We start from the raw sequence: 13,225 nt of genomic DNA on the forward strand, positions 1-13,225 counted from the left end.
ATGGAGTTTCGGAGATGTTGATGCGGTTCACGACGATCTCGGTGGCGGCGGCGCTGCTGGTGCTGACGGTTTCGACCAGCCTGAGCGCGCAGCGGCCCGACAGCCAGCTCGAACCCCGCTCGGTCGAGCTGGTGCGCCAGGCGCGCAGTGCCCAGGCGGCGGGCAATCTCGGCGGGGCCAATGATCTGCTCGAAAGCGCGCTGGCGGTCGATCCGCGCAACCGCGAGGCGTTCGTGCTGATCGCCGACATCGCGCGGACGCAGAACCTCCCCGGCAAGGCGATCCGCTTCTATGGCGAGGCGCTCAAGCTCGATCCCAACGACGTGACCGCGCTGCGCGGCCAGGGCGAGGCGATGGTCGCCAAGGGGGCGATGACGCGCGCCAAGGACAATCTCGCCAAGATCAAGACGATCTGCAAGACGGGCTGCGCCGATGCGACCACGCTCGCCGCGACGATCGCCAAGGGTCCGCCGCCGACGCCCACGCCGGTGGCAGCGAACGACAACGCCGCCAAGGACGCGGCCAAGCCCTGACCGGGCTCAGCTGGGGGCGATCGCCGCCTCCAGCGCCCGCGCGCGGCTTTCCTGCGCGGCGACGATGTCGCCGGCGCGGTCCATGGCAGCCTGGAGCGCCGGGTAGTCGGGCTGGCCGGTCTGGGCGCGCTCGATCCGCAGCTGGTCCATGTCGGCGAGCGTCACCGCGGTGCGCGAGCGGATGCCGTCGAGCACGCTGAGCGCGGTCTGCGCATCGAGCCACGGGCTGGTACCCGCCGCCTGCCCGCGAGCACGCGCGACCTTCGCCTCGGCATCCTTCACCGCCGTCTGGAACTCGCTATCTGCCGAATCGATCTTCGCCGTGAGCGCCGCGATCCGCGCGTCGAGCGCCGCATCGGGCGTAGCTTGCGGAGCGGGGCGCTCCGGCTCGGTGAAGTTCAACCCTTCGTTCGCGCGCGGCAGCAGCGAGGGATAGCGCGTGGCGGGCTGGGCACAGCCGGCGAGCAGCGCGGTGCCAGCGGCGAGAAGGGGGAGCGATCGCATGGGCTTGCCATATGCTTGTGGAAAACTTGGCGCAACGGGGTTGCGCTCTCCGATTTCCGCCGATAAACGCTCGCCTCCACCAAGCGCCCGTAGCTCAGCTGGATAGAGCATCAGACTACGAATCTGAGGGTCGGACGTTCGAATCGTTCCGGGCGCGCCATACCCCCCGCCAGAGCCTAGCTCGGCGGGGGTTTGTGTTTCCGGGGTTAGGCGCGGGCCTCGAGGCTGTCGAGGATCTTGCCGCCGGCCATGAACACCGCGATCGGGCACACCGCGAACAGCAGCTTGCCGCCTACACCCGGATACAGGGTCATATAATGGAAGCCGCGCTCGACCGCGCCATTGGCGAGCCCGAAGATCACCAGGAACGCTTCGAACTTCGACTTGATCACGAAGAGGCGGCCGATGCGGTACAGCATGGCCGCCACGCAGCAAGCCGCGTGCCAGTCCCGGAAAAGCGTCGGTTCTCAGCCGGCGGTCATGGTAAGCTGTCAATTAACCCGACAAGGTCGAGCGCTTCGAGCAGCGCCGCGCGGGCGGCTTCGATGCGGGCGATCAGCGCCGGGTCGGCAATGGCGCTCGGGTCGATCGCCTCGGGCCAGTGTGCTTCGATGACCGCGGCGATGCGGTCGAGCTTGGCAGCATCGACCAGGAACCGCGGATCGACGGTCGCCGGATCGGCGACGACACGCAGGCGGAGACAGGCGGGTCCGCCGCCATTGGCCATCGACTCGCGGACGTCGACCACTTCGACGCGGCGGATCGGTCCGTTGCCGGCGACATGGGCTTCCAGCCAGTGCCACACGCTCGGCGTGTCGCGGGCCTCGCTCGGCACGATCAGCACGGTGTCGCCGCCGGGCACGGTGACGAGCTGGGCGTTGAATAGATAGGAGGCGATCGCGTCGGCGAGGCTCACCCGGTCGGCGGGCACTTCGACGATCTCGACCTCGGGCATCGCCGTGCGCAGTCGGTCGTAGAAGCGCTCCTTGTCGGCAAAGGCCTGTTCGTGGGCGAACAGTACCCGGCCGTTCGCCACCGCGACGACATCATTATGGAACGCGCCGGCGGCAATCGCTTCCTCCGATTGCTGGACGAACAGCGTGCGATCCGGATCGAGCAGGTGCCGCCGCGCGACCGCGGCGCTGGCGTCGGGATGCTGGCGCGCCGGGAAGGGGCCGCCGGCGATGCCATAGACAAACACTTCCACGCCCGGCGCGTCGTGTGCGGGCGCGAGCCGCATATGGTTGGCCGCGCCCTCGTCGCCGAAGGGGGCGGGTACCGGGCCGTGGACGGCGAAGGCGGGATCGGCAAAGGCGAGACGGAGCTGTGCCAGCGTCTCCGGCCACTCATGGCTGCGGTGGGGCATCGTGACCAGATTGGCGACGCTGAGGTGGCAGCGGCCGTCGGCAGTATCGGGCGCGGGTGAGACGGTGGCGGCGTTGGCGGCCCACATCGGCGAGGCGGAGAGCGCCTGTGCCTGGCTGTGCGGCGGCGCCTGCTCGTAGCGGAGCCTGAGCTGGGCGAGCCAGCGATGATCGGGGCGGGCATGCGGCAGGAGGATGCCCTGGTGCAGCCCGAGCGCGAGATTGGCGCGCATCTTCGCGATGCCCTGCAAGGCGGCGGCACGCGGGTGGGAAACGGCGCCGCGGTTGCGCGTCGCAGCGAGGTTGCCGGGGCTGAGCCCAGCGTAATTGTGGCTGGGCCCGACGATGCCGTCGAAATTGATTTCCACCAGCATCAGCGCGCCACCCACAATACGCTGTCGCCCACCGACAGGCCCAGCGCCTCGGCCGAGACGGGGTCCAGCACGATTCCGCCGTCGGACGGGGTGATCTGCGCGAGCGCCGACTGGAAATCGGACAGCGTGCCCGCGGCAACCAGCGCCGGCTCGCCGCCGCCGGCGATCGCCGTAATGGTCGCGCGCTGTGCCTCGCGCACTGTCTTCACCTGGTCGGTGCGAGCGGTCATGGTCGGGCCGCCATCGAAGATGTCGATATAGCTTTCGAACGCAAACCCCTCATTTTCCAGCATTCGCATCGCCGCGCGACCGGAGGGGTGGGGCAGGCCGATCACCGCGCGTGCGGTTTCCGAGAGCATGGCGGTATAGACCGGATGCTTGGGCATCAGGTCGGCGATGAACTGGTTGCCGTGGGTGGCGTTGAACTCGTCCGCCTGCTGGAAATTCATCCCGAAGAAGCGTCCGGCAACGCCGTCCCAGAAGGGTGAGCCGCCGGCCTCGTCGATCACCCCGCGCAGTTCGGCGAGGATTCGGTCGGCGAAGCGCGTACGGTGCTGGGCGATGAACAGGTAGCGCGAGCGTGCGAGCAGCAGCCCCAGCCCGCCCGCGCGTTCGCCCGGGTGGAGGAACAGGCCGCCGACTTCGCTGCAGCCCTCGAGGTCGTTGACCAGACTTAAGATTTCAGCGCGGAAGGTGCGCTTAAGTTCCTGACTATGCTTGGTGACCGTCCCGATGCGGTAGCTGTAGAACGGCCATTTGTCGCCGACACGCGTGAAGATCTGGCAGGTCCCGCGCACTTCGCCGGTCTCGACATTTTCGAGGATCAGCACGAACAGGTCGTCGGCTACCTCGGCATCCTCGCCGCGCGCAAAGGCGGCGTGGCTGCGATCGAGCTTGGCGCGCAGGGCGGGCTTGTCCGGTGGCAGATTGGTGAAACCGCCGCCGGTTAGCTTGGCCATTTCATACAGATGCTGAAGATCCTCGTCGCGCGCAGCGCGGATGCGGAAGCTGCTCATGGCCGGCCCCGTTCGGCGAGGCGGAGGATGGTGAGGACCGAGAGCGCGGCGCGCTCGGGCAGGCTTTCGGGGATCAGAAATTCCTCCGTGGAATGGATGGCGCCGCCGCGGGCGCCCATGGTGTCGACCACCGGCACCCCGCAGGCGGCGATGTTGTTGCCGTCGCACACGCCCCCGGTCGCCTTCCAGGCGATCGGGATGCCGAGAGCGGCGCCGGCCTCGCGGACGAGGTCGAACAGGCGGGCGGCGCCGGGGTCGATCGGCTTGGGCGGGCGATTGAAGCTGCCGTGCAGGTCAATGCGGACGTCATGCGCGTCTGAGACCTGCGCGATTGCCGCGTCGAGTGCGGCTTGGGCTCGGGCGGTGGCGGCCGCGTTACCGGGGCGGAAGTTCACCCGCAGAATGGCAAGATCGGGCACGACATTGTTCGGGCCGCCGCCGTCAATCCGGGCGGGATTCACCGACAGGCCGGGCGCTTTGGCATCCGCCAGCATCACCGCTAGCGCTGCTGCAGCGACGAGCGCGTTGCGGCCGTCCTCGGGATTGCGACCCGCATGAGCACTACGGCCATGGACGACGAGCGAGAAATTGCCCGTCCCGCCGCGGGCCCCGGCCAGTGTCCCGTCGGGCAATGCGGGCTCATAGGTGAGCGCCGCCGTCTTGCCTTGAGCGACTTTGGCGATCAGCGCGCGGGAGGAGAGCGACCCCGTCTCCTCGTCCGAATTGATCAGCACCGTGTACCCTAAGCGCTCGGCCAGCGGGCTCGTCTCGGCCGCTTCGAGAGCTGCGAGCATCAGGGACAGGCCGCCCTTCATGTCGGCGGCACCCGGCGCGTTGAGGCGCCCATCTTGCAGCCACTGCGCCTGCTGGAAGGGGTGATCGGCGGCGAACACCGTGTCCATATGGCCGGTGAGCAGTAATTGCACCGTCGCCTCGGGCCGCACCGTCAGCAGCAGGTGTCGGCCATGGGCCAGCGGCTCGGCGGCGCCCCCCGGGGTCACCGTCTCCACCGGCTCGGGTTCGACGAGGTCCAGCGCGCCCGGCAGCACCGAAAAGGCGTCCGCCAGCGTCCCCGCCATGGCGGACAGCCCCGCCAGGTTGCGGGTGCCGCTGTTGATCGCCGCCCACTCCAAGGTCCTCTCCAGCATCGGCGCGGCTTGTGCGCGCTCGATCGCCGTCCGTTCGATCGCGGATAGCATGGTCATGGGGGCGTGGTAGCGCGGAACCGGGGCGGTTGAACACCCCCGGCGACCTGCCGATCAGAAATCGACGACAAGCGCCGCGCGGCTGGTGGTGTCGGTGGTCAGGCGGCCGAGCGGCGGCGAGCTTTCATACTGCACCGTATAGCTGAACTGCGCCGAGAGCGGCCCGATCAGCCTGGCCAGCAGCGCCGACTTGGTCGCGACGGTGCTGTTGTCCTTCTCGACATAGGCCGAGGCCTGCTGGGTGATCGTCATGCCGCGCGACAAACGCCACGAGAAATCGAGCGAGCCGCGTGCTGCGATATTATTCTCGGTCGGCGCGCCGATGAAGCGGGTGTAGCGATAGGCCGGGCCGAGTTCGACATCGAGCTTGATCGCCGAGGTCTTGATCGCGCTGTAGCCGGCACCGGCCGAGATCGAGACACGGTCGCCGAAGCCCGAGAAGCGATCGCTTTCATATTGCGCCGCGCCGTACATATAGGCGCGATTGTCGAACTTCCAGTTGGGCTCGTAAGCCGCGAGGTAGCGCTCGCGCGTGGTGAGGCCCAGGCTCTCCTGATAATCGGCCTGGACGCGGACCTTGTGGCGCCACTCGATGCCTTCGCGCTTCACCTCGGCGGCGGCGGTGACGCCGATATTCTCCGAATTGCCGGTCTGCACATAGCCGCCCAGCTCGACATGGCCCTTCACCAGCTGGAGGAACCGCGCCTCGCGCAGCGCCTGCTGCGCCACTTCGCGGCGGCTCGACCGCCACTCGCCGGCGATCTTGGCAACCAGCGGCGCGCTCGCCGGATCCGCGGTCTTGGCATATTTGACGATGACGGCGACATCGGCCTCGTTGCCCGAGCTCATCGCCGCATCGAGCATCGCCTTGATCGTCGGCGGGATCGGCGGATCCTCGGCGTTCGCGAGCAGGAGCGGAAAGGCGAGGAGTAGGGCACGCATCACACGTTCGTCCTAGCCATGATTTCGCGGCGCAAAAAGGGCAGGCGGTCGCATCTCTACCACGCATGGGCTCAGCGGCGGCCGTGCGGACAGGTTGCGGCGCGGTGGGGAGGCGCAGACGATGGTGCCCATGGAAAAGCAGGCAGTGGTGTTCGGGGCCTCGGGCGGGATCGGCGGCGCACTCGTGGCGCGGCTTGCCGCGGACCCCGCGATCGGACGGATTTTCGCCGGCAGCCGCAGCCCCTGTGCTGCGGCGGACCCGAAGCTGGTGCCGTTCGCCTTCGACCTGACCGACGAGGCGAGCATCGCCGCCGCGGCAGCCGGGATCGATGGGCAGGTGGACCTGGTCTTCGTCGCGACGGGTATGTTGCACCGCCCCGGCGGCCCTTCGCCGGAAAAGGCGTTGCGGGCGCTGGACGGCGCCGCGATGGCGGAGCTGTTCGCGGTCAACGCGATCGGCCCGGCGCTGATCGCCAAGCATTTCGCGCCGCTACTGCCGCGGGATCGTCGCGGCGTGTTTGCGGCGTTGTCGGCGCGGGTGGGGTCGATCGCGGACAACCGGCTCGGCGGCTGGCACAGCTATCGCGCGTCCAAGGCGGCGCTCAACATGCTGATGGTCAACCTCGCCATCGAGCTGCGGCGGACCCACCAGCAGGCGATCGTCGCGGCGCTGCATCCAGGCACGGTCGATACCGGACTCTCAGCGCCGTTCCAGCGCGGTGTCGCGCCGGAAAAGCTTTTTGGACCAGATAGAAGCGCTGGTCATCTTCTTGAGGTTCTCAGCAAGCTGACGCCCGAGGACTCCGGCGGCCTGTTCGCTTGGGACGGTGCCCGCATCCCCTATTGAGCGAGGCGCGTCTCGACCAGCCCGCGGAGCGCCACGCGCGCCTTAAGCCGGGCGGCGAGCAGCGCCATGCCGCTGATCTTGCGTTGGACGAACAGCGTGTCGGCGGGGGGCACATGCCACACCGCGCGATCCTCGACCATCTGCATGCCCTCGCCGCGCACGGCCTGGAGGAAACTGCGGTCGCCGAAGTCGAAATCGTTGGCGCGGTCGGTCTGTTCGAGGATCAGCCCGATCATCCGGTCGATCACCGCAGGGTGTCGCTCCAGCGCGGCTGCACTGAAAAAGCCGAGCTCCAGCGCGGCATCGCGTACGGCAGCACGATCACTGTTCAGTCCAGCCTTCAGAAGATTGCGATATCCATCGGTAATGACATCCGAAACCGGCATGGCGGCGCCGAAATCGAGCAGCACCAGCCGACCGCTTTCGGGCTGATAGCGGTAATTGGCGAAATTGGGGTCCGTCTGGATGAAGGCGAAGGCGAACAGCTCCTGCAGCACCAGGTCGATCAGCGCGGTGGTGACGCGGTTGCGCTCGTCCTGGCTCGCCGCTTCCAGCGTCTCAATCGGCTTGGCGGCGATATAGTCCATCGCCAGCACATTGGTGGTCGACAGCTCGGGCACCGGGCGCGGCACCAGATAGCGATTGTCGCCGGCGAGATGATCGGCATAGCGCGTCATCATCGCCGCCTCGCGGACATAATCCGCCTCGTCGTGAAGCTGGCGCTTGGCCTCGCCGAGCAGCGGCGCGACGTCGAGGCCCTTGGGGAGCAGGCCGGAGAGGCGGAGCAGGGTCGCGACATTGTCGACATCAGCGTCGATGCTCTCGCGCACCCCGGGATATTGCACCTTGATCGCCAGCATCCGTCCGTCGGGCAGCCGTGCGCGGTGGACCTGGCCGATCGAGGCGGCGGCCATCGGGTGCGCCTCGAATAGCGCGAAGCGGCGGCGCCAGTCGGCACCCCATTCCTTCGCCAGCACCTGCTGGAGCTGGGCGGGGGGCATGTGATGCGCGCGGTCGCGCAGGCGGGCGAGGATCTGGGTGAGCTCGTCGGGCAGCACGTCGCCGGCGTCGAGCGAGATCATCTGCCCCAGCTTCATCGCCGCCCCGCGCAGCTGGGCGAGCTGCTCGGTCGCGCGGGCGACGTTGCCGGGGGTCAGGACGAGGTCGCGCAACTGCGGCCGCTCGCCGGCGACAAGGCGCTTGGCGCCCTCCGCCAATACGTTGCCCGCAACTCCGCTGGCCAGCCGGCCCATCACTCCGAACCGGGCGATCCGTCCTCTGGGTACCGCGCGCGAGCGGCCGTCATATCCACTTTCATCCGCCATGCCGTTCCCTTTCGCGCATCCAGCGCTGGAGTGTGGGTCGAACGCGCAGAAAGGCGCGATAGAGCCGTTCGAGTGCCCAAGTCATCCCCGGCAGCAGCGCCAGCATCCCCAGCGGCCGCAGCAGCGGGATCGCGCGCCACATCGCCGCGAAGGCCGCTGCGCCGCTGTAGAAGCGGCCTTGCGCGTCACTCACATGAAAGCGCGCGAGCAGGTCGCCGCGATCGAGCGGACAACTGCTCGTGTCGTCGCTGACATCGACGAAGCGCAGCCGTTCGCGTCGGTCGAGGCGGCGCATCAGCGCGATCTCTCGGACGCACAAGGGGCAGCCGCCATCATACCAGACGGTGAGCGGCTCAGCCATTCCAGCGGCTCCCGGCGGGCACCAGCGCATCGAGGAAGCGCGCGGAATCCGCGCGGATCTCGGCCTTGCGGTCGTCGGTCATCCGATCGAGGTTGCGGACGATCGGACCCATCCTCTGGTTGCGCGCGAAGCGCTCGCGGTGGCGGGCGACGAAGTCCCAGTAGAGATAGTTGAACGGGCAGGCGTCCGGCCCGGCCTTCAGCTTCACCTTGTAGCGGCAGCTGGCGCAGTAGTCGGACATGCGGTCGATATAGGCGCCGCTGGCCGCGTAGGGCTTGGAGCCCATGATCCCGCCATCGGCGAACAAGGCCATGCCGATGGTGTTGGGCATCTCCACCCATTCATAGGCATCGGCATAGACCGCCATGTACCAGATATGGACCAGATAGGGGTCGATGCCCGCGAGCAAGGCGAAGTTGCCGGTTACCATCAGCCGCTGGATATGGTGCGCATAGGCATGGGCGCGGGTCTGCTCCACCGCGTCGCGGACGCAGGCCATGTCGGTCTCGGCCGTCCAGTAGAACTCCGGGAGTGGGCGCCGAGCCTCCAGCGCGTTGGCATCGGCATAGCGCGGCATGTGCAGCCAGTAGATGCCGCGGACATATTCGCGCCAGCCGAGGATCTGGCGGATGAACCCCTCGGCCGAGTTGATCGGCACCCGGCCCGCGCGCCATTCCGCCTCGGCGCGGCGGCAGAGGTCGAGCGGATCGAGCAGGCCGATGTTCATGTAGAGCGCCAGGTGCGCGTGGAACAGCACCGGCTCGCCGCGCCGCATCGCATCCTGATAGTCGCCGAAGCGGGGCAGGGCATGGGCGAGGAAATGGTCGCGGGCCTTCTCGGCATCGGCGCGGGTGACGGCGAGCGCGAAAGGCTGCAGATCACCGAAATTATCGGGGAAGCGCCGCTCTACCAGCTTCAGGACTTCTTGGGTGATCGCATCTGGCTCGAATGCCGGGAGCCCCGGCGGCTCGGTGCCCGGGGGCGGGGTCCCGCGATTGTCGTGATCGTAGTTCCATTCGCCGCCAGCGGGTTTTTCGCCGTCCATCAGCAGCCGGGTGCGGCGGCGCATGTCGCGGTAGAAATACTCCATCCGCAATTGCTTGCGGCCCTGCGCCCAGGCGCGGAACCCTGCGGGATCGATCAGGAAGCGGGTGTCGGGGAGCAGTGTGAGGCCTGGCACCGCCGCCAGTGCATTGCGGAGGCGCCATTCGCCAGGCTCGGTGCAGAGCAGCTCGTCCACCTCGATCTCGGCCCGCGCGCGCTCGACCTCGCCGACAAGGCTGCCGCTATTTTCCGGATCCTCGAGCCGGGTGTAGCGGACCTGCCAGCCCTCGGCGCGGAGTTCCTCGGCGAAGTGCCGCATCGCCGAGAAGACGAAGGCGAGCTTCTTCTTGTGATGCGGCACATAGCCCGCCTCTTCGGCGACTTCGGCCATCAGCACCATATCCTCGGCCGGATCGGCCTCCGCGAGCGAGGAAAGGCCAGCGCTGAGCTGGTCGCCGAGGATGAGGATCAGGCGGGGCATGCAAGGTCATGTGGGGCAGGGGCCGTCTGGGCACCCGATGTCTTTTCGGACAGGTTGAGCGCTGGCGAGGTGCAGGCGATCCCGATCGAATGGAAGAGCCTGCCTCGCTAGCCCCCGCCGCGCGCCTCCTCGGTTATGCCGGACTGCTGCCGTTGATTGGTTGTGCGGCAGGCCTCGTGCTGCTGCCGATGCACCATGCGTTGCTGCTCGACGCCGGGTTCGGCTATGCCGCGCTGATCTTTAGCTTTCTCGGCGGGCTCTGGTGGGGGCAGGGCGTCGCGCGTGGCAAGGCGTCCCCCACGCTGTTCATCGTCGCCGTAATGCCGTCGCTGGTCGCCTGGGGGCTGATGCTCCTTCGCCTGCTCGGCTGGACCACGGCGGATGCACTTCTGGCGCTTGGCATCGCGATCCTCGTCTCCCCGGTGGTCGATCTGATCCTTGCGCGGGGCCAGTCGGTACCGAAAGGCTGGATCGCGCTGCGTCTCCAGCTTTCTACCGGCCTCGGCGCGCTGACGTTGGCGCTCGCATTGCTCTAATCAGGCGGCTGCCGCCGCGCTGCCGATCATCGTGCCGAGATGGTGCCCGGATAGCCAGGCAAGTTCCACCCGCGGCCCCTGCAGCCAGTCCCCGCAGGCGCCGAGGCGGAGACTGCCGTTCCACAGCGCGCCCTTGTCCACCCCCGGCGTCATCGCGAAGCGCCAGCGATGCGCGGCAAGATAGCGAACCGGCGGCACCGGCCCGTTCGCATGGGCGAGCAGCGCGTCGAGCAGCGCCTGCGCCACCGTCTCGGGAGCGTCTTCGAGATGCGCGGTCGACCAGGAGCCATGGCCCTGCACCACCCACGTCTCCCCGGCGTGGCGCCCGGGCTTGGCGCCGTCGCGCGCCGCCCAGCCGATGATGCCGTGCTGGCGGATGCTGTCGGCGGCGATCGGCACCCGGCCCTCGAACGCCATCATCGCCGTCCAGCAGGGCTGCGAGCGGGCTGCCATGGCGTCGGCCGCCATCATCAGGTCGTGCGTGCCGAGAATGGCCGCTGCCTGCTCGGCCGGCAGCGCGATGATCGCCGCGTCGAACGGGCCGTGCTGTTGCTCCTGCAGCCGCACATGCCAGCCCTGCGCGTTGCGGGTAAGGCCGACGACGTGGTGGCCGAAATGCACCTGATGCGCCGACGCCATGTGGCGGACCGGCGCATTCATCGTCGGCGTGCCGACCCAGGCATCCGGACCGGCCTCGTCCCACGGGCTGGCTACGCCCTGCGACTGCCAATGCTGCACGAGGCGCCGGAAGCGCTCGTCGCGGACGGTGAAATACTGCGCACCATGGTCGAACTGGAGAGTCTCGCCGTCTAGTTCCACCCGCCGCGTTGACATCCGCCCGCCGGGCCCGCGCCCCTTGTCGAACAGCGTCACCTGGTGCCCGGCGGCACGCAACTGATCGGCACAGGCCAGGCCGGCAATGCCGGCACCGAGGATCACCACGTCCATCGTCGCGCGCCCGCTCAATAGCCCATCAGCGACATCAGCTCTGCCCGGCTGCTGCGATCCTCGAGGAAGCAGCCCAGCATCCGGCTGGTCACCATGCCCACGCCGTGGGTCTTCACCCCGCGCCCGGTCATGCAGCCATGCTGCGCCTCGATCACCACCGCGACGCCGGCGGGTTTAAGGTGCGTCCAGATCGCCTGGGCGATCTCCGCGGTCAGCCGCTCCTGGATCTGCAGGCGGCGGGCATAGCCGTGGAGCACGCGGGCGAGCTTGGAGATTCCGACCACCCGATCCTTGGGCAGATAGGCGATCGAGGCCTTGCCGGTGATCGGCGCAAGATGGTGTTCGCAGTGCGACTGGAAGGGGATGTCCTTCAGGAGCACGATCTCGTCATAGCCTGCCACCTCCTCGAAGGTGCGGGCGAGGTGCATGCCGGGATCTTCCTCGTAGCCGGCGCAATATTCGCGCCATGCCTTGGCATGCCGCATCGGCGTATCGCGCAGACCCTCGCGTTCGGGGTCCTCGCCAACCCAGCGCAGCAGCGTCCGCACCGCCTCCTGCACCTCGTCGGGGACCAAATCGGCGCCTGTTTCGTTGTCGGCCCGTTCTATATCGTTGCAGAAGAAGTTCATCGGGCCTACCTTTCGTTTCACCGGCAGCAATTAGCGTGGCGCGCCGGCATCGAGTGTCCTCCACATGAGGAATCCGGGGGAAACCGGGAACATGGACAAAAGGGTATGCAGATTTGCGGCCCCAAAAGGATGCGGAAAGCCGACCAATGCCACTGACCGACATGATCGCCGGAAGCGCCGTCGCCGCGGTGCTGAGCAACCCCCGACTACCCGACAACCCCATCATCGACTGCAACGACGCCTTCGTTGCGCTGACCGGCTACCAACGCGACGAGATCCTCGGCCGCAACTGCCGCTTCCTCGCCGGCGACAAGACCGAGCCGTGGCTCAGCGAAGCGCTGAGCGCCGGGGTGCGCGAGAAGCGGCCGGTGATGGTCGAGATCCTCAACTACAAGAAGGACGGCACGCCGTTTCGCAACGCGCTGCTGGTCGCGCCGATCTTCGGCGAGGACGGCGAGCTCGAATATTTCCTCGGCTCGCAGATGGAAGTCGAAGGGCCGAAGGACGGCACCGCGCACCGCGCCACGATCGCGCGCGACAAGATCGGCGCGCTCTCGCCGCGCCAGCGCGCGGTGCTGATCGCAATGGCGGCGGGCAAGCTCAACAAGCAGATCGCCTACGATCTCGGCCTGACCGAGCGGACGATCAAGATGCACCGCGCGGCGATGTTCCGCGCGCTGGGCGTGCGGACCGCGGCGGATGCGGTGCGGATGGCGATCGAAGCCGGCTATTGAGCCACGAAAAAGGGGCGCCCCCCTAGGGACGCCCCTGGTGGGTTCGGCCGGTACGGCTTACTGCGCGTTGGCGGCCGGCATATCGGCGCCGTTGTCGGGCGCGGCGTTGCCGATCATCGCCTCGGCCTCGGCATTGGCGCGATCCTCGGCGTCGTTCTGGTAGATCATCGCATTGGCCTCGGGCGCGACGTTCGCGCCGTCGGACAGATTGCCTTCGCCGCCGCCGCATGCCGCAAGCGGCGTCAGCAGGGCTGCCGCGGCCATCAGGCGAAGCTTGGTCATCCGGTTGCTCCTACGTCCAAATCCGTTGCGCAGCCGAAAGAAGCTGCGCGTCAGCCCGCTGCATGGGGCACGGCGAGCAACGCGTCAAACGCAAATATGT

16 protein-coding genes and 1 tRNA gene are annotated in these 13,225 nt (G+C 68.1%); 5 read left to right on the forward strand and 12 right to left on the reverse strand.

Features of this window, described 5'->3' with window-relative positions; all coding sequences use genetic code 11:
* Positions 1–20 precede the first annotated feature (20 nt).
* Complete coding sequence (locus QZ670_RS00960; protein ID WP_294250872.1) at positions 21–533, forward strand: tetratricopeptide repeat protein; 513 nt, start codon at positions 21–23, stop codon at positions 531–533.
* 6 nt (positions 534–539) lie between these two features.
* Here QZ670_RS00960 and QZ670_RS00965 read toward each other — a convergent pair whose 3' ends face one another.
* Complete coding sequence (locus QZ670_RS00965; protein WP_294250694.1) at positions 540–1,037, reverse strand: hypothetical protein; 498 nt, start codon at positions 1,035–1,037, stop codon at positions 540–542.
* Between the two features lie 83 nt (positions 1,038–1,120).
* Between QZ670_RS00965 and QZ670_RS00970 the strand changes: the two genes are divergently transcribed.
* Positions 1,121–1,197, forward strand: a tRNA-Arg gene (locus QZ670_RS00970).
* 46 nt (positions 1,198–1,243) lie between these two features.
* On the opposite strand, the gene QZ670_RS00975 is transcribed toward QZ670_RS00970, so the two are convergent.
* From QZ670_RS00975 to QZ670_RS00995, 5 genes are read right to left on the reverse strand one after another with little or no spacing between them, the layout of a single operon-like run.
* Positions 1,244–1,456 (reverse strand): hypothetical protein, encoded by a 213-nt coding sequence (locus tag QZ670_RS00975; protein ID WP_294250697.1) that lies wholly within the window; start codon positions 1,454–1,456, stop codon positions 1,244–1,246.
* 59 nt (positions 1,457–1,515) lie between these two features.
* Entirely contained in the window at positions 1,516–2,775 is a 1,260-nt protein-coding gene (locus tag QZ670_RS00980; RefSeq protein ID WP_294250701.1) for an N-succinylarginine dihydrolase, read from the reverse strand.
* Entirely contained in the window at positions 2,775–3,791 is a 1,017-nt protein-coding gene (locus tag QZ670_RS00985; RefSeq protein ID WP_294250704.1) for an arginine N-succinyltransferase, read from the reverse strand. Before QZ670_RS00985 ends, QZ670_RS00980 begins: the two co-directional genes overlap by 1 nt.
* Entirely contained in the window at positions 3,788–4,996 is a 1,209-nt protein-coding gene (locus QZ670_RS00990) for a hydrolase (RefSeq protein ID WP_294250707.1), read from the reverse strand. Before QZ670_RS00990 ends, QZ670_RS00985 begins: the two co-directional genes overlap by 4 nt.
* A gap of 54 nt (positions 4,997–5,050) precedes the next feature.
* A complete protein-coding gene (locus QZ670_RS00995) occupies positions 5,051–5,938 on the reverse strand; it encodes a DUF481 domain-containing protein (RefSeq protein WP_294250710.1) in 888 nt (295 codons plus the stop codon).
* Positions 5,939–6,068: 130 nt separating this feature from the next.
* On the opposite strand from QZ670_RS00995, the gene QZ670_RS01000 reads away from it, so the two are divergent.
* Positions 6,069–6,785: an SDR family NAD(P)-dependent oxidoreductase gene (locus QZ670_RS01000; protein WP_294250713.1), complete on the forward strand. Its 717-nt coding sequence runs from the start codon at positions 6,069–6,071 to the stop codon at positions 6,783–6,785.
* Here QZ670_RS01000 and QZ670_RS01005 read toward each other — a convergent pair.
* The 3 genes from QZ670_RS01005 to QZ670_RS01015 are packed head-to-tail and all read right to left on the reverse strand — an operon-like array spanning position 6,779 to position 9,996.
* A complete protein-coding gene (locus QZ670_RS01005; RefSeq protein ID WP_294250716.1) occupies positions 6,779–8,110 on the reverse strand; it encodes an AarF/ABC1/UbiB kinase family protein in 1,332 nt (443 codons plus the stop codon). The genes QZ670_RS01000 and QZ670_RS01005 overlap by 7 nt on opposite strands.
* Entirely contained in the window at positions 8,100–8,471 is a 372-nt protein-coding gene (locus QZ670_RS01010) for a DUF393 domain-containing protein (RefSeq protein WP_294250720.1), read from the reverse strand. The genes QZ670_RS01005 and QZ670_RS01010 overlap by 11 nt, the downstream gene beginning before the upstream one ends.
* Complete coding sequence (locus QZ670_RS01015; RefSeq protein WP_294250722.1) at positions 8,464–9,996, reverse strand: cryptochrome/photolyase family protein; 1,533 nt, start codon at positions 9,994–9,996, stop codon at positions 8,464–8,466. Before QZ670_RS01015 ends, QZ670_RS01010 begins: the two co-directional genes overlap by 8 nt.
* Before the next feature lie 89 nt (positions 9,997–10,085).
* Here QZ670_RS01015 and QZ670_RS01020 point away from each other — a divergent pair, with 89 nt between their 5' ends.
* A complete protein-coding gene (locus QZ670_RS01020; RefSeq protein WP_294250727.1) occupies positions 10,086–10,532 on the forward strand; it encodes a DUF3429 domain-containing protein in 447 nt (148 codons plus the stop codon).
* On the opposite strand, the gene QZ670_RS01025 is transcribed toward QZ670_RS01020, so the two are convergent.
* Positions 10,533–11,480, reverse strand: coding sequence for an FAD-dependent oxidoreductase (locus tag QZ670_RS01025; RefSeq protein WP_294250731.1), 948 nt, complete (start codon positions 11,478–11,480; stop codon positions 10,533–10,535). It abuts the gene before it with no gap.
* A gap of 14 nt (positions 11,481–11,494) precedes the next feature.
* Positions 11,495–12,109, reverse strand: a complete 615-nt coding sequence (gene folE, locus QZ670_RS01030) for a GTP cyclohydrolase I FolE (RefSeq protein ID WP_294250737.1) — start codon at positions 12,107–12,109, stop codon at positions 11,495–11,497.
* Between the two features lie 146 nt (positions 12,110–12,255).
* On the opposite strand from folE, the gene QZ670_RS01035 reads away from it, so the two are divergent.
* Positions 12,256–12,843 carry a PAS domain-containing protein gene (locus tag QZ670_RS01035; RefSeq protein ID WP_294250739.1) on the forward strand — a complete coding sequence of 196 codons (588 nt, stop codon included), beginning with the start codon at positions 12,256–12,258 and terminating at the stop codon, positions 12,841–12,843.
* A gap of 57 nt (positions 12,844–12,900) precedes the next feature.
* On the opposite strand, the gene QZ670_RS01040 is transcribed toward QZ670_RS01035, so the two are convergent.
* Complete coding sequence (locus QZ670_RS01040) at positions 12,901–13,125, reverse strand: hypothetical protein (RefSeq protein ID WP_141985581.1); 225 nt, start codon at positions 13,123–13,125, stop codon at positions 12,901–12,903.
* Positions 13,126–13,225 lie beyond the last annotated feature (100 nt).

Origin of the sequence: uncultured Sphingomonas sp. (genome assembly GCF_913774285.1) — a bacterium.
Taxonomy (GTDB): Bacteria; Pseudomonadota; Alphaproteobacteria; order Sphingomonadales; family Sphingomonadaceae; genus Sphingomonas.

Coding starts and splice junctions, on each gene's coding strand:
- QZ670_RS00990 (WP_294250707.1), bottom strand. CDS start 4,996: ATGACCATGCTATCCGCGATCGAACGGACGGCGATCGAGCGCGCACAA.
- QZ670_RS01025 (WP_294250731.1), bottom strand. CDS start 11,480: ATGGACGTGGTGATCCTCGGTGCCGGCATTGCCGGCCTGGCCTGTGCC.
- QZ670_RS00965 (WP_294250694.1), bottom strand. CDS start 1,037: ATGCGATCGCTCCCCCTTCTCGCCGCTGGCACCGCGCTGCTCGCCGGC.
- QZ670_RS00995 (WP_294250710.1), bottom strand. CDS start 5,938: ATGCGTGCCCTACTCCTCGCCTTTCCGCTCCTGCTCGCGAACGCCGAG.
- folE (WP_294250737.1), bottom strand. CDS start 12,109: ATGAACTTCTTCTGCAACGATATAGAACGGGCCGACAACGAAACAGGC.
- QZ670_RS01000 (WP_294250713.1), top strand. CDS start 6,069: ATGGAAAAGCAGGCAGTGGTGTTCGGGGCCTCGGGCGGGATCGGCGGC.
- QZ670_RS01005 (WP_294250716.1), bottom strand. CDS start 8,110: ATGGCGGATGAAAGTGGATATGACGGCCGCTCGCGCGCGGTACCCAGA.
- QZ670_RS00960 (WP_294250872.1), top strand. CDS start 21: ATGCGGTTCACGACGATCTCGGTGGCGGCGGCGCTGCTGGTGCTGACG.
- QZ670_RS01040 (WP_141985581.1), bottom strand. CDS start 13,125: ATGACCAAGCTTCGCCTGATGGCCGCGGCAGCCCTGCTGACGCCGCTT.
- QZ670_RS00980 (WP_294250701.1), bottom strand. CDS start 2,775: ATGCTGGTGGAAATCAATTTCGACGGCATCGTCGGGCCCAGCCACAAT.
- QZ670_RS01010 (WP_294250720.1), bottom strand. CDS start 8,471: ATGGCTGAGCCGCTCACCGTCTGGTATGATGGCGGCTGCCCCTTGTGC.
- QZ670_RS00985 (WP_294250704.1), bottom strand. CDS start 3,791: ATGAGCAGCTTCCGCATCCGCGCTGCGCGCGACGAGGATCTTCAGCAT.
- QZ670_RS01015 (WP_294250722.1), bottom strand. CDS start 9,996: ATGCCCCGCCTGATCCTCATCCTCGGCGACCAGCTCAGCGCTGGCCTT.
- QZ670_RS01035 (WP_294250739.1), top strand. CDS start 12,256: ATGCCACTGACCGACATGATCGCCGGAAGCGCCGTCGCCGCGGTGCTG.
- QZ670_RS00975 (WP_294250697.1), bottom strand. CDS start 1,456: ATGCTGTACCGCATCGGCCGCCTCTTCGTGATCAAGTCGAAGTTCGAA.
- QZ670_RS01020 (WP_294250727.1), top strand. CDS start 10,086: ATGGAAGAGCCTGCCTCGCTAGCCCCCGCCGCGCGCCTCCTCGGTTAT.